Origin of the sequence: Sphingobacterium sp. WOUb80, assembly GCF_050058145.1 — a bacterium.
In the GTDB taxonomy this organism is placed as follows: domain Bacteria; phylum Bacteroidota; class Bacteroidia; order Sphingobacteriales; family Sphingobacteriaceae; genus Sphingobacterium.
The window spans coordinates 5,952,474-5,967,832 of the sequence record NZ_CP165617.1 but is presented as its reverse complement, the minus strand read 5'-3'; the positions used below and the strand labels follow the sequence as shown (position 1 = coordinate 5,967,832).

Sequence of the window (15,359 nt, the reverse complement as noted above, 5' to 3'; positions counted from 1 at the left end):
TCGCTAACCAATATAATATGGAGAGATCATCAAATAAACGATCACGCCGGTAACAGCCACATAAAGCCACATGGGGTAAGTAATACGCGCAAGCTTTTTATGACGCTCATAAGAACCCGATATACCTCTAACAAAGGTAAAAAGCACAAAAGGGATAATGATAATAGAAAGCAAAATATGCGTGATCAGAATAAAGAAATAGATCGGTCTCAAAATTCCTTCACCACCATATTTTGTTTCAATTGACGTCATGTGATAAGCAACATACATCGCCAGAAAAGCCAGAGAACAAGCAATGCACAATTTTATTAAACGTTCGTGCAATAATTTATTACCTTTTTTTATCGCTGCTACTGCCCAGAATAGCAATACAGCCGTAATGCCATTGATAGCTGCATAGATAGGGGGCAAAAATGTCAGTGGTTTCACGTCATAGCCCAGTTTCTGTAAATTGACCGAAAAAAGAATGGCGACGACTACGGGTATGACGATAGATAGCAACCAGATCCATTTACTATACTTCTTTTCTTTATTAAGACTCTCTTCCATGATAAAATTACCTCTTTTGTTCTATTGTAGCTGGATGGTTTCGAATTTCCTCGACCAATAATAATTTAATTTCATCCTCAAGGCGATCAACATCCGTTTTGACGTTGATGTCATATATACCTCTTATCCGTCCTTTTGTATCGAGTAAAAGATAATTAGAACCAATAATAAATGGCTTGCCACGTTCATTGTTAACAAGTGCGTCCTGCAACAAACTTTCCTTCGCAAATTTAAAGATATCGACGGAAGGATCTGTCACAAAAAACCAAGATTTGGTCCAGGGTTTGTAAACTTTCGCGTATTTAGCTAACACTTCTGGAGTATCGTATGCCGTATCAACCGTAATTGAATACAAGCGAACCTTCTTATTCTGAATAAACCGATTAGCGATTTGATCCAAACGCTTAATCATCGTCCTCGATAATGAAGCATCTCTAGAGTACATCAGATGGACGACAGAAAGTGTTGTATCATTATCCAATAGATGCACTTTCTTGCCATCGAAATTCACAAAATCAACCGGAGGTACAGTATGGTAGATTGTATCGGGAATATCACGTCCCCATTTACGATGGGTAGTTCCCGGAACCTCTTTCTTTCCAAAAATTGGCAAAGACGCGTAGCTATTAGAACCGCTTTTATTTAGTACAAAATATAAAAATCCTGGCAATAAAAGAATTACTGCCAGGATCAATATAGTTTTAATACCTTTCTTTTGTCCAGTATTATTATCCATTCACTTTATCTATTTATTTGGAAACAATTGATGTTCTTGAAAAGCAGATGCCAAGTGCCCTCCTTCAACAAGCATCAAAACAATAAAATAAATAATAAAAATAAACACAATTGCAACGGTAACAATGAAACTCGACTTCTCGAATTTCAAGTGCATAAAGAATGCAACGATATAATAAGCTTTAACTAAAGTAAGCACGATATAAATAGTATTTACTAACGCACCTTTAGCTAAAATTTGCCAATGGTGCACGAAGCCCAATGCAATTAAAAACTCTAGACAAGTAAGGGCTAAAAGTACACCAAATACTCTCCAGATGGCCTTCTTATCCATCCCACCTTCGTGAGCGTGCTCGCCATGAGCGATATTATCTTGATATTGTGACATAGCTATCTAAATTTATTATTTCGGAATTAGATTAAGTAGAAGAACGTAAATACGAATACCCACACTAAATCCACAAAGTGCCAATATAAACCTACTTTCTCGATCATAAGATAAGAACCGCGGTTTTCGAATGTATTATTTAATGTCATACATAGAATGATGATATTCAAAATAATACCCACAGTAACGTGGAAACCGTGAAAACCAGTAATTGTAAAGAACAAGTTAGCAAATTGCAAGGCCGAAGTATAAGAAATGTCATGTGTGAAATATGGCATTAATGCTGTTTTGATGGCATCACCTTCCAAACCTGTTGCTGGATTTTTACCAAACCAGAAACCCATGTGGTGTAAGTGAGTCCACTCGATAGCCTGACAACCTACGAAACAGATACCTCCCAAAATAGTCCAAAGCATCCATTTAACAACTTCATTCTTTTGATTACGGTGACCAGCTTCCACGGCTAAAACCATAGTTACAGATGACATAATCAAAATAAAGGTCATTAAACCGACAAATACCAACGGTTGACCATGCTCTGCAATTCCAGGGATAGATTGGAAGATCTTATCAGGATCAGGCCATGTTGGATGAGAAAAGCGTTGTGCGCCGTAATAAACCAAAAATGCAGAAAATGTGAAGGCATCCCCTACCAAGAAAAACCACATCATGATTTTTCCATACTCTAAGTTCCAAGGTGATTTCCCACCATTCCATGGACCAGTTTTTACCTTATCCAATTGCGATACTGTTGTACTCATTGTTTACTATTATTGATTCAAAAGTAAGAAAACATATATATAAATCCATAAAAGATCGAGAAAATGCCAAAAAATACTGGCAAGATCCATGCGGAAAAGATTGCCGTCTTTAGGAAGTTTGCCACTCCCTATAATCGCGCCAATCAAAACGATCAACCCCGCAATAATATGCGCCAAGTGCATCCAGATAAAAACGTAAATAAACGATTGTGATGCATTGTTATTCACAAAATAAACACCCCTATCGATCAATACATTCCAAGCATGAACTTGCAAGGCAAAAAATACAACTCCCAAAATAAAAGTTGCTATCAAAAACAACCGCTGTTTGGAAGATTCGCCATTTTTAGCCGCTCTATGTGCTAAAAACATCGTTAGACTACTCACCACAATCACCAAGGTACTATATAAAAGTGCATTTGGCAATAGGGTCTTAATCCCTTTGTCCACGCCGCTCGCTGTATATACAATGAAACCACTGGATAACGCCGCAAACATCATGAACATACCCAACATACCCAACCATAGGTTGAACTTTTGGGCCTTTCTCTGTACTAACTTCTCGTCAGTTTGTGCTTGTATATCTAACATTATTTCAACGGAATAAAGTTAAGCAATAATACGAGTTGTGTCACAGGTAAATAAATAAATGAGGTAAACATCACTTTCTTCGCTGAAGGAATATCACAATTCTTAAACAGCAAATAACCGTAATAACCAAACATTATTCCACCGACCACGGATACAATCGTAAACCAAATTCCACCAAAGCCAAAATGATAAGGTATAAAACCCGCAGGTATCATAAACAAACCTGAAATAAATACCATAAACGCAGATATCTTATCACGTTTTGTCGTCGGCAATAAGCGAAAACCCGCTAATTTATAGTCATCATCCACAACCCAGGCAATTGCCCAGAAATGCGGAAACTGCCATAAAAACTGAATAGCAAACAACACAAAGGGAATGATAATAATTGCCGCTTCGTTATGTCCACTATAGTAGGCTAAATCGTCTTGCGAAAAAGCTGCATAATATCCAATTAATGGCGGAAATGCACCTGGAAACGCGCCGACAAACACTGCTATTGGTGATTTTCTTTTTAATGGTGTATAGATAAATGCGTAAAGAAGGATACAGAAAACCGACAGCAGACCAGCGACAAAATTTAAACGAACAAGCACCAAGGTTCCTAAGATGCCCATAAAGACACTCAACACCAAAGCCTGTCCTGTTGTCATGCGGCCTGATGGCAACGGTCTGTCCTCCGTACGTTTCATCAGTTTATCCAAATCCTTTTCAATGATCTCATTAAATCCGTTGGCAGAACCTGTCACCAGAAAACCACCTATAGTCAACAATAACCAATTGAACCAGAATATATCACCCTGTTGTTTTGATCCTATCAGAAAAGCAATTGACGCAGAAAATACCACAGTCAACGTAAGTCTCAACTTAACAAGCTTTTTGAAATCTGAAATAAATTCTTTCATAACTAAAAGAGACCTCCTACTATCAGTGTAATTAAACACGTACTTTTAAACATAAACACCCCGAATTCCAAGATTAGTGCCTTTGCTTGTTTAACAATAACAACAGGTAGAACTGTGCCCCAAATAAGAGCGTAGCTACCACCAAATGCGTTGTCTGTGCAAATGCAGGTATTGCAAATCGAGCTAAGATAATTCCTGATAGCATTTGGATACCCACTAGAATCAATGCGATTAAAGCAAATTTATATTGCTTAGAACCCGTATTAAAACTCGTGCGGACCAAAAAGAATAATACAATAACTAAAATCAAAGAACAATATGCCAACCAGCGATGTAACTCAAACTGTTGGCCAATAGTTGTTATAAAATCAGTCCGGGCTATCGTTGAACCGGTTAACAAATCAACCTCCTCACGAACTCCCGTTCCGACAATTACCTGTGTTAGCATCAATAAAATTGAAGCAACAGCAAGTCCTTTTAATATACCCAAAGAACGATTGACCAATAAGGTCTTGTTGCGCAAAGTAACTGCTTTGAAATATGTATAAATACTAATACAAACAATTACAATGGCTAAGAGCATATGTACCGTAATAATCCAGGGCATCAGATTTGTCGATACAACGATCGATCCCAGCCAAGCCTGAAGTACTACAACAAAAAGATTAATCACTGACCAAACAACGATCGAGCTTTTTGATTTTAAATAGGTGAAAGAATAAATAGCTGTAAATAACAAACAGAATCCGGAAACAACGCCTACCAACCGATTGATATATTCCGTCCAAGTTTTCGCAACATTAAACTCTTCATGCTGCAAAATACTCTTATCGGTACGGAGCTTGTAAGCCATTTCCTTATCGCCGAAAAATTCTACAATTTTCGCGAAACGTTCGTTCTTCTTTGCTCTTCCTTCAATATAATGTTGTTCATATCCTTGAGGTAATTGGGAGATATCTGTTGGAGGAATAATACGGTTAAAACATCTTGGCCAATCTGGGCATCCCATTCCTGACCCTGTACTCCGAACAACTCCTCCAGCAATAATGACCAAAAACAACACAATGATCGTTATAAAATTGGTCTTTATAAATCGCTTCTCAGCTGCTGGAAACATAATACTACCCCTACCTCTTAAAATACAAACTTCTATAAAATAGAGTAGGAATCCCTACTCTATTTTATAAGATTTTATTAGTCTTTTCTACCATTTTGAGCATTCCATTCTGCCTGGATACGCTCAGCTTCCTCGTCTCCTTCGAAATCATGAGGCAAATTAGAGCTCATTGTTTCAGAGAAAGGAACACTTTGAGGAATAAAATCCTCACCGTGACCTGGCTTACTGTAATCGTAAGGCCAACGGTGTACAGTTGGAATTTCTCCTGGCCAGTTACCGTGGATATGCTCTACCGGAGTAGTCCATTCCAACGTATTTGATTGCCAAGGATTTTGTGGTGCTTTTTTACCGAAGAAAATCGATGTAAAGAAGTTCCACAAGAAAGCTACCTGACCTAAAGCAGCGATGATTGCAGCCCAAGTTACCAATTGGTTTACAGAAACCCATTTCGCCATGAAAGCAAATTCTGTAAATGCATAGTAACGGCGAGGCACACCATCGATACCCATAAAGTGCATTGGGAAGAATACCATGTAAGCACCAATGAAAGTCAACCAGAAGTGTAAATAACCCAATTTTGTGTTCATCATACGACCGAACATCTTAGGATACCAGTGGTAAACACCACAAAGCATACCGAAGATCGACGCCGATCCCATTACCAAGTGGAAGTGGGCAACAACAAAATACGTATCGTGTAAGTTGATATCTAACGCTGCATTACCTAGGAACAATCCTGTCAAACCACCAGAGATGAAGAATGATACCAAACCGATAGCAAACATCATCGCCGGAGTGAAACGGATATTACCTTTCCACAACGTTGCAAGATAGTTAAACGCTTTCACAGCAGAAGGAACCGCGATAATCAATGTTGTAATCATAAATACACCACCCAAGAACGGATTCATACCTGTTACAAACATGTGGTGACCCCATACGATAAACGATAATACAGTGATACCGATCAATGAATAAACCATCGCATGGTAACCAAAGATTGGTTTACGTGAGTTGGTCGCAATAACTTCAGAAGTTAAACCTAAAGCAGGCATAACAACGATATATACCTCAGGGTGACCTAAGAACCAGAACAAGTGTTGGAACAAAATTGGTGAACCACCTTCGTTCGGTAAAATTTGTCCTTGAACAACAAGATCCGACAAATAGAATGACGTACCAGCCGCACGGTCAAAAATCAACAGAACAACTGCAGAAACCAATACTGGGAATGACAACATACCCACGATAGCAGTTAAGAAGAACGCCCAGATTGTCAAAGGCATTTTCCATAAGTCCATTCCTTTTGTACGCATGTTCAAAATTGTACTTACATAGTTAATACCACCGATCAACTGTGAAGCTACAAATAGAACCATACTCACCAACCACAAAGTCATACCTGTTGCAGATCCAGCGATCGCAGTAGGAACAGCCGATAGTGGCGGATAGATTGTCCAACCTGCAGAAGCAGGTCCACTTTCTACGAAGAACGATGCAACCATAATAACTGATGCTACAAAGAACAACCAGTAAGATAACATGTTCATAAAAGGAGATGCCATATCGCGTGCTCCGATTTGATATGGAATCAATAAGTTACTAAAAGTACCTGATAGACCAGCTGTTAACACGAAGAATACCATAACGGTACCGTGAATGGTTACCAAGGAAAGGAAAAACTCCGGTTTTATACGACCTCCTTCAGCCCATTTACCCAAGAATACTTCTAATATAGGGAACTCTTTATCCGGCCATGCTAATTGGATACGGAATAATACTGATAAAAGCATCGCAAAAACTGCCATGATGATACCAGTGATCAAGAATTGCTTAGCAATCATCTTGTGGTCACCCGAGAAGATATACTTTCTGATGAACGACTCCTCGTGATGATGGCCGTGCGAATCGTGATGTTCAGCGCTATGCGATATTACTGTACTTGACATATTCGATTTTATATTCAAAAATTCTTAATTAGTTCAAAGATGCTGTAACTTGTACGCTATCCTTTTTCACGTTAGCTGTTTTACCGCTGAACTCTTTTTGCAAATCCTCAGTAAAATATTTGTTTTGTTTAGCTAACCACTCTTTATATTTCTCTTCAGTTACGACAACCACTTTCTTCGCCATGTTAAAGTGACCTTGACCACAGATCTTGTTACACAACATCACGAAGTCATAGTTATAATCACCCAAACGATCACGCATCTCTTCTGTTGTAACAGTAGGTGTAAACTGGAAATAGTTGGTCATCCCTGGTACCGCATTAATCTGAACACGGAAATCAGGAATATAGAAAGAGTGAATAATATCTTTTGAAACGATATGGAAACGAACTGGTTTGTTTACAGGCAACCAGATTTCAGATCCTTGAATATCATCCCAAGAATTTTTATCATTAAAGTCAATACCGTAAGGATTGGTTGGTGTCGTCATTTTATAATTACGTTTACCAATAATCCCATCTGAACCAGCATAACGGACATTCCATTGGAACTGCTCGCCTAATACCTCAACTTGTAATGCTGATTTTTGAAGATCTTCAGGAATATTTGTGATTGATCTCCATGTAAAGAAACCGAACAATACCAATACTGTCAAAACAACAGCAGGAACGATTGTCCACAATTTCTCGATTGCATTGTTATGAGGATAATAATAAGCCTGACGTTTTGCACGCATGCGGTACAAGAATGTAAATGTCATCAACAAGATATGTGTGATAACCAATACAAATGTTGTAATTGCTGTCGTAATGATAAACATGGTATCAATACGCTCACCGTGCTCAGTTACTGCAGATCTCCAATAAGCGGCTCCCCAGTGTACATATGACCAATATACACCGTAAAGGAATACAACCAAGAAAATAAATAACAATGCCGATTGAAACGTGTTATTCGCAAACGGATTGTATTTACCGTTCATCTTTCTTGTCAATTCATAGATCGAAAGTACTTTACCGATAACGGCAACAACTGTACATATAACCAAGAATAACAAGACATAATATGTGAAGTTTTTATAAACCTGAGGGTCTATTTGCTTCACTTCTTCAACAGCAGGAGCAGCAGCGCTAGCTTCTGTAGAAGAACTAGCAGATGCAACAGCAGCAGTACCTGCTGCCGCTGTTGTATCTTTTGCAACCGAATCCGTTGCTGCAGGGGCAGCTACTGCTGTAGTTGCCGCTTTAGCAGAATCAGATGCTACTGTATCTTGTTGACTTGCTAGGATAGGAGTCGCAAAAAGCAATCCTAGTGCAAGCACAAAACCCGAGATGGATTTGAATCTATTATTTAATTTAAAGCTCATTTCTTTTATAACGTTTTTACGTAACCTTCCTTTAAAAGTGAAACTATATCTGGTGATGCAAACTCTCATCCAAGAAAGGATGATTTTTAGGCACCAATGCTTGTTTACTCAATTTACTCATCACTAAGAAGATGAACAAACCTAAGAAACCAAGTGCAGTTCCGATTTCAATGACACCAAATCCTCTGTGTTCCGCTACCGTACCTGGCATAATCATGATGTAATAATCAAGCCAGTGACCAGCTAACAATAAAATACCGACAAACAACATGACGTTTTGTTTACGTTTCGCATCACGGTCCACTAATAATAACAATGGTGCCACAAAGTTAATGATAATACTCAACCAAAACCAAGGTTTGTATTCAGGTTCCCAACGTTTGTAGAAATAAACTGTTTCTTCAGGAATGTTTGAATACCAAATCAACATGAATTGTGCAAACCAAACGTAAGTCCAGAAGATCGAGAAACCGAACATCAATTTACCCAAATCGTGTAAATGATTTTCGTTTACCCAGTTCATATAACCAGCTTTCTTCAATACAACAACGATGATCGTGATACATGATATACCGCTAACCCACATTGCTGCAAAGTTATACCAACCGAACATTGTCGAAAACCAGTGTGCCTCTAAAGACATTACTGTATCGAAAGACCAGATAGGTGTAGTAAAACCGAAGATAACCAAGAAGATTGCAGACAATTTGAATGACTTTTTGTAAGAAGTCAATCCGCCTTCCAAATCTTCTTTATAAGAAAGTTTCGCAAAAATAACAGCAAAAATGCTATATGTTCCCATAAATACAACCTGACGAATCAAGAAGAATGGAACATTTAAATAAGCAGATTTACCTGCGATAATAGGGTCAAAATTTGTACTATGCGGATCAGTGATACCATCTGCATTCCAGTGGTGATATAAGTTATGCGTGGTTAAACCTAAACCTACAATAACTAATAAAATCAATGAAGCAATTGGTAAAACACTCGCCATAGCCTGAGGTATACGTACCAAACCTGCAGACCATGCAGATTGTGTTACATATTGCAAGGCAACAAAGAATGTTCCGGCTGCGCATACACATGTAAAGTAATAACCCATCAATAACAAGTTGGCATAAGTACGCTCTACAGTAACGTGATCGCCCGAAAGCAACCCGATAGCTACAGCAGCTACGCCTAGTACAACAGCGATAATACTGAACATTTTAGCTTTGCCAGCAAACTCGTATCGCTCGTTGAAATTATAATCGTGATGATGACTGTGAGTTCCCATTTATATATCTGATGTTAGATTATTTCTTTTGTAATTCGTGAACATACATAACAACTTTCCATCGCTCCTCTGGAGATAATTGAGATGCATGTGATCCCATGGAGTTGTGTCCGTAATAAATTGTATGGTAAATTTTACCATCAGTCAAGTCAGCCATCAAACCACCTCTTGAAGAGCTCGCCGCATCTGTTCTGTGATAAGATGGTGGCGGAGGAAAGTTCTCTAATTGACGCGTACCTCTTGAATCAGTCACGCTACGATCTTTCGTGATAGGACCATCACCTTTACCTTCTACTCCATGACATATAGAGCAATAAGTTGTGAACAAAGCTTTACCTTTTTCAAGATTTTCTGCATTTACGACTAAAGGACTTTTTACTTCTCTTCCTGCGCGTTCATAATCCTCTAATGTATTGGCATACTCAAAACGAGTGAAACCAATAGGATCTGTACCTTTAGGAGGTGTTTGTGCTGTTTTTCCATCAGCAAAATTCGCATTAGGTTGATCCGGATTGAAAGCAAGCGGATCGTACATGTTACGAGAAAACTCTAAACCTGTACTACGAGTTGTTTTGTCACCACAAGAAGAAACAAGTGCTGTCAATGCCACAGCTGCGCATAGCGTTCCAAGTAAATTCTTCTTATTCATAGCTAACATATTTTCTATCATTGTACTTAACTTCAACAGCTCCGGCTTCTTTCAATAAGCTATCGATCAAAGCGTGATCTGTATTTTCTTTGGCATCTACTGCAAGGATGAAACGGTCATCTGTTGCTCTCAAGTCCATTACACGAGGTGTACGTCCCGGGAACAAGTGGTTGCGGAAGAAAAACGTAGCAACCATACCCAAAGCACACAATAAGATGGTAACCTCAAATGTAACCGGAACAAAGTTTGGCATACCAAATGATGGTTTACCACCGATGTTCATCGGCCAATCGTATGCCATTGTATAATACAACAAACTAAAACCTAATGTCGTTCCTAATGCTCCAAAGCAAAATGCTGCGATAGGCAAGCGAGAAGGTCTTACGCCTAACTTCGCTTCGATGCCGTGGATAGGCATCGGAGTAAAGCAGTCGTAAATACTTATATTGTTTGCTTGCAATTTGTCGATCCCATGCATCATTTCATCTGGATCCGCAAAACTACCTAATATATATTTTGTATTGCTCATTGCTGATTATTTTCTAACTGATAATTCTTTAATCTCTTCTTCTGTCACTGAATCATATTTCTCTAATGACTCTTGGAAGTATTCTACTTGCTCGTCAGGGAATGCGCCTTGTTGAGCCAATTTAGTTTTATGTTGTAATGAAGATGATTTCAACAACAATTTCACTTCGGCAATAGCGATACCTGGTAGGAAACGTAAGAACAACAAGAATAATGTAAAGAACAATCCAATTGAACCTACAAAGATACCTACGTCTGTCCAAGTTGGGTAGAACATTGCCCAAGATGAAGGCAAGTAATCACGGTGCAATGAAGTCACGATAATTACAAAACGCTCAAACCACATACCGATGTTTACAACAATCGATAAGATCCATGAGATAGGAATACTTGTACGGATTTTTTTGAACCAGAACAACTGTGGAGAAATTACGTTACAAGTCATCATTGACCAGTAAGCCCAAGCGTATGGACCCAACATACGGTTCTCGAAAGCATACATTTCGTATTCTGAACGAGAGTACATGGCGATAAACAACTCAGTCAAATAAGCCACACCTACGATGGAACCTGTCGTCATGATAATGATATTCATGGACTCAATGTGGAACATCGTGATGTAGTTCTCAAAGTTCATTACTTTACGTAAGATCAACAATAAAGTCTGTACCATCGCGAAGCCCGAGAAGATCGCACCCGCCACGAAATATGGAGGGAAGATCGTCGTGTGCCATCCAGGGATAACCGAAGTTGCAAAGTCCATGGATACGATCGTGTGTACAGAAAGTACCAGCGGAGTAGAAATACCTGCCAAGATCAATGACACGATTTCAAAACGTTGCCAAGTCTTAACTGAACCATTCCATCCGAATGATAATACAGAATAGATTTTTTGTTTTAATCCAGTAGCACGGTCACGAATTGTCGCGATATCAGGCAACAAACCACAGTACCAGAATACCAAGGATACTGTAAAGTAAGTTGAGATCGCAAACGCATCCCATACCAAAGGAGAGTTGAAGTTTACCCAAAGTGATCCAAATTGATTTGGAAGTGGGAAAATCCAATAAGCCAACCAAGGACGACCCATGTGAGCTACAACGTATGTAGCCGCACAGATTACCGCAAAGATCGTCATCGCCTCTGCAGAACGGTTGATTGAATTACGCCAGTTTTGGCGGAAGATTAATAATACAGCTGAAATCAACGTACCCGCGTGACCGATACCTACCCACCATACGAAGTCGGTGATATCCCAAGCCCAGCCTACAGTTTTATTCAGACCCCAAGCGCCGATACCTGTCCAAAAGGTATAACTAACGCTAACTACCCATAATAAAGCACCTAATACAGCAACGGTAAAACCAATCCACCATGCTTTATTTGGTTTATTTTCAACCGGTAGTAAGATATCATCCGTAATTTTTGCATACGTAATGTCCTTACCGGTCATTAATGGTTCTCTTAATATTGATTCGTTATGCGATGACATAGTATTTTTATTTCAAATATTGTACAAGATTACGCCTCAAAAGTGTTTCTAACTTTTGTCATATAACCGATACCCGGTTGAACATTGATTTCCTCAAGTACGTAATAAACACGCTCGTTGCGTAATGCTTTAGATACTTCTGATTCTGGATCATTTGCATCACCAAAGATAATTGCATTTGCAGAACATGCTTGTTGACAAGCCATTTGGATATCGCCATCTTTAACTTTACGATTTTGAATCTTAGCTTGTAATTTACCTGCTTGAATACGTTGGATACACATTGAACATTTCTCCATTACCCCACGTGAACGAGTAACAACATCTGGATTTAAGACCAATTGTGTGAATTCATTGTTCAAGTAGTTGTCAAAACGCGAATCATTCCAGTATGCAAACCAGTTGAAACGACGAACTTTGAAAGGACAGTTATTCGCACAGTAACGTGTACCAAAACAACGGTTATATGCCATGTGGTTCAAACCTTCTGAAGAGTGTACTGTTGCCAATACTGGACAAACCGTTTCACAAGGTGCGTGACCACAGTGTTGACACAACATCGGTTGGTGAACAACAGTGATATCTTCGAAATCTAAATCAGCCGAAGCTCTCGCAATTTCTTTTTCTTTTGTAAGATCTTGATCTTTTCCTTCGATTGTATAGTAACGGTCAATACGTAACCAGTGCATTTCACGACGACGACGAACCTCATCACGACCTACAACAGGAATATTATTTTCAACGTTACAAGCAACGATACAAGCACCACAACCTGTACATGCGTTCAAGTCGATCGCCATCACCCATTTGTGACCAGGTTGCTCATATTTGTTCCACAAATCGTATGTTTTGTGATTATCTGTAAAGCGTCCTGCCTCAGAGTTAGGATCTTTCAAATATTTCGCAAATGTCGTTTCACGAATAACGTTACGACCTTCGATCGTGTGGTGTGTTTGTGTTTGTGCCAATTGGTAAGTACCAGACGCTTTTGCTACAGTTGCTTTAGCAACACCTTGTACTGTACCATTGATGATAGAAGCAAAAGGGAATGCGTTTTTACCAACTTCATTACCTGCTTTACCAACTTTTGTACGGCCATAACCTACAGCAACTGAAACTGTTCCTTGTGCTTGACCTGGTTGTTGTACAACAGGTAATTCCAATTCAACACCATTTGCTTTTACAGTTACTTTACCATCTTCACCCAAACCTAATTTCTCAGCATCTTTCGGGTTAAGCGCAGCGTAGTTATCCCAAGTTACTTTAGAAACCGGGTCAGGCAACTCTTGTAAGTAAGCGTTGTTCGCATAGCGACCGTCACGAAGACCTGCAGGCTCATAAAGTTTCAATTCAAACTCTCCTGTAATCGCTTTGCTTGATGCCTCAATCGCAGAAGCTGCTGCTGCAGCATTTCCTGTAAATGCAGGAGCTGTTGCCGCTTTAGCACCTTTATATTCAAAACCAGTTTGCAATACAGCATCCCAGTTTTTCGTAGAACCCGCTAAGATTTGTGTAGACCACAAGTTCTTAACAAAGTTGTACATATCTGTATCATTTCCTGCCCAAGTCAACAAGCTTTGTTCAACTTGACGTGTTTTGAAAACAGGATTGATTGTTGGTTGAACGATAGAGAACAAACCTTCTTTTGGATTCGCATCACCCCAAGATTCCAAGAACGTACTTGCTGGAGCAATCGCTGTCAATTCAGAAGCTGTTTCATCCGCACGTTGCGAAAATGATAAGGTGAAAGGAACTTGCTTCAACGCTGCTTTTACATCTTCTGCCTTGAAGTAGTCATACACCGGGTTGCTATTCAAGAAGAATGCAACACCAACTTGACCTGATTTCGCTGCAGCTAAGAAAGCTTGGAACGAAGAATCCGAACCTTGGTATTGTTTAGAATAGTTATCCAAATCGATGATTGTACCGTAAGCACCTAATGCAACGTTGATTGCATTCACCAATACCTGTACATTGACATCGTTAGATCCAGCAACAACAACTGCTGCGCCTTTGCTGTTCACCAATTCTTTCGCCGCTAGAGCGACACCTTTTTGTGCTTTTTTGTTTGCAGTAGCACCAGCCAAAGACTGACCAGTGATTGCATTATATAAAGCAACCAATGTAGCACCTTCTTCCGAAGGTTTGATTGCGATACGAGCATCCGCATTTGTACCAGTCATCGAAAGACCAGACTCAAATTGCACGTGACGTGACATTTTTCCGTTTTTCAACGATTTATAATCACGGTTTTTAGCGTATTGCTGTGTATGCTCCTCACCTGCTAACCAAGTTCCTAAGAAATCAGCTGCAACCGAAACAATCACATTTGCTTTTTCAAAATTGTATGAAGGGACAACAGCTTTACCAAATGAAGCTTTATTCGCCTCGATAATACCACTGTAAGACACAGCATCGTATTGTACATGGTTAACTGTTGGGAATTTCGTTGCGAAAGCAGCGATAGCCGCCAACGTCGAAGGACTGTTTACGGTGTTAGAAACGATCGTAATTTGTTTACCAGAAGATGCTGCTGCATTCAAAGCTTTAACAACTTCCCCATCCAATTTAGACCACTCCACATCTTGACCTTTCAATTGTGCCTGTTTCAATTTGGACTCATCGTATAAATCCAATACAGAAGCAGCAGTCGTTGAGTCCAAACCTTGGTTCAAACCAATTGCATTTGGGTTAGGCTCAACATTGATCGGACGACCTTCACGAGTTTTAACCAAGATGCTTTGACCGTTGAACGTCGAAGCATAATAGTTAGGGATACCTGGAGTTACCTCTTCAGGTTTAATCAAATAAGGAACTGCCTTATGCACAGGAGTACGGTTACAAGCCGCTAAAGAAACAGCACCCAAACCAAATCCTAATGCTTTCAAGAAGTCACGGCGAGGAGTTTTAGTACTCAAGCCAGCTTCGTTTAATACATCTTCTACAGGAATAGATTCGGCAAACTCACCCTTGCTTCCTTCAACGAAAGCAGGAGTTTGATTTAACTCTTCCAAACCTTTCCAATATTTTTTATTGCTATCCATTTAAGC

Annotated in this window: 14 protein-coding genes; all 14 read right to left on the bottom strand. The window is 39.4% G+C overall.

The genetic code is table 11. The features are described 5' to 3' along the window. Positions 1-3 precede the first annotated feature (3 nt). The 14 genes from AB1Z56_RS24640 to AB1Z56_RS24575 all read right to left on the bottom strand — a co-directional run bounded on the left by AB1Z56_RS24640 (position 4) and on the right by AB1Z56_RS24575 (position 15,353). Complete coding sequence (locus AB1Z56_RS24640) at positions 4-549, bottom strand: DUF420 domain-containing protein (RefSeq protein WP_426790420.1); 546 nt, start codon at positions 547-549, stop codon at positions 4-6. Between the two features lie 7 nt (positions 550-556). Continuing rightward, positions 557-1,285, bottom strand: coding sequence for an SCO family protein (locus tag AB1Z56_RS24635; protein WP_426790419.1), 729 nt, complete (start codon positions 1,283-1,285; stop codon positions 557-559). A 9-nt stretch (positions 1,286-1,294) separates the two neighbouring features. After that, complete coding sequence (locus tag AB1Z56_RS24630) at positions 1,295-1,672, bottom strand: cytochrome C oxidase subunit IV family protein (protein WP_075991045.1); 378 nt, start codon at positions 1,670-1,672, stop codon at positions 1,295-1,297. A gap of 26 nt (positions 1,673-1,698) precedes the next feature. Further along, complete coding sequence (locus AB1Z56_RS24625) at positions 1,699-2,433, bottom strand: cytochrome c oxidase subunit 3 (RefSeq protein WP_046674128.1); 735 nt, start codon at positions 2,431-2,433, stop codon at positions 1,699-1,701. Positions 2,434-2,442: 9 nt separating this feature from the next. Beyond that, entirely contained in the window at positions 2,443-3,024 is a 582-nt protein-coding gene (locus AB1Z56_RS24620; RefSeq protein WP_426790418.1) for a cytochrome c oxidase subunit 3, read from the bottom strand. Beyond that, a complete protein-coding gene (cyoE, locus tag AB1Z56_RS24615) occupies positions 3,024-3,929 on the bottom strand; it encodes a heme o synthase (RefSeq protein ID WP_070563553.1) in 906 nt (301 codons plus the stop codon). Before cyoE ends, AB1Z56_RS24620 begins: the two co-directional genes overlap by 1 nt. Before the next feature lie 73 nt (positions 3,930-4,002). Then, positions 4,003-5,046: a COX15/CtaA family protein gene (locus AB1Z56_RS24610; protein ID WP_309364572.1), complete on the bottom strand. Its 1,044-nt coding sequence runs from the start codon at positions 5,044-5,046 to the stop codon at positions 4,003-4,005. Positions 5,047-5,123: 77 nt separating this feature from the next. Next, positions 5,124-6,890 (bottom strand): cytochrome c oxidase subunit I, encoded by a 1,767-nt coding sequence (locus tag AB1Z56_RS24605; protein WP_426792402.1) that lies wholly within the window; start codon positions 6,888-6,890, stop codon positions 5,124-5,126. Positions 6,891-7,023: 133 nt separating this feature from the next. After that, positions 7,024-8,361: a cytochrome c oxidase subunit II gene (locus tag AB1Z56_RS24600; RefSeq protein ID WP_426790417.1), complete on the bottom strand. Its 1,338-nt coding sequence runs from the start codon at positions 8,359-8,361 to the stop codon at positions 7,024-7,026. Positions 8,362-8,404: 43 nt separating this feature from the next. Further along, positions 8,405-9,640: a quinol:cytochrome C oxidoreductase gene (locus AB1Z56_RS24595; protein WP_313268043.1), complete on the bottom strand. Its 1,236-nt coding sequence runs from the start codon at positions 9,638-9,640 to the stop codon at positions 8,405-8,407. A 19-nt stretch (positions 9,641-9,659) separates the two neighbouring features. After that, positions 9,660-10,298, bottom strand: coding sequence for a c-type cytochrome (locus AB1Z56_RS24590; RefSeq protein WP_286833372.1), 639 nt, complete (start codon positions 10,296-10,298; stop codon positions 9,660-9,662). Beyond that, entirely contained in the window at positions 10,282-10,818 is a 537-nt protein-coding gene (locus AB1Z56_RS24585; protein ID WP_309364579.1) for a DUF3341 domain-containing protein, read from the bottom strand. Before AB1Z56_RS24585 ends, AB1Z56_RS24590 begins: the two co-directional genes overlap by 17 nt. 6 nt (positions 10,819-10,824) lie before the next feature. Next, positions 10,825-12,309 carry an NrfD/PsrC family molybdoenzyme membrane anchor subunit gene (gene nrfD, locus AB1Z56_RS24580; RefSeq protein ID WP_309364581.1) on the bottom strand — a complete coding sequence of 495 codons (1,485 nt, stop codon included), beginning with the start codon at positions 12,307-12,309 and terminating at the stop codon, positions 10,825-10,827. Between the two features lie 29 nt (positions 12,310-12,338). Next, complete coding sequence (locus tag AB1Z56_RS24575) at positions 12,339-15,353, bottom strand: TAT-variant-translocated molybdopterin oxidoreductase (RefSeq protein ID WP_313268039.1); 3,015 nt, start codon at positions 15,351-15,353, stop codon at positions 12,339-12,341. Positions 15,354-15,359 lie beyond the last annotated feature (6 nt).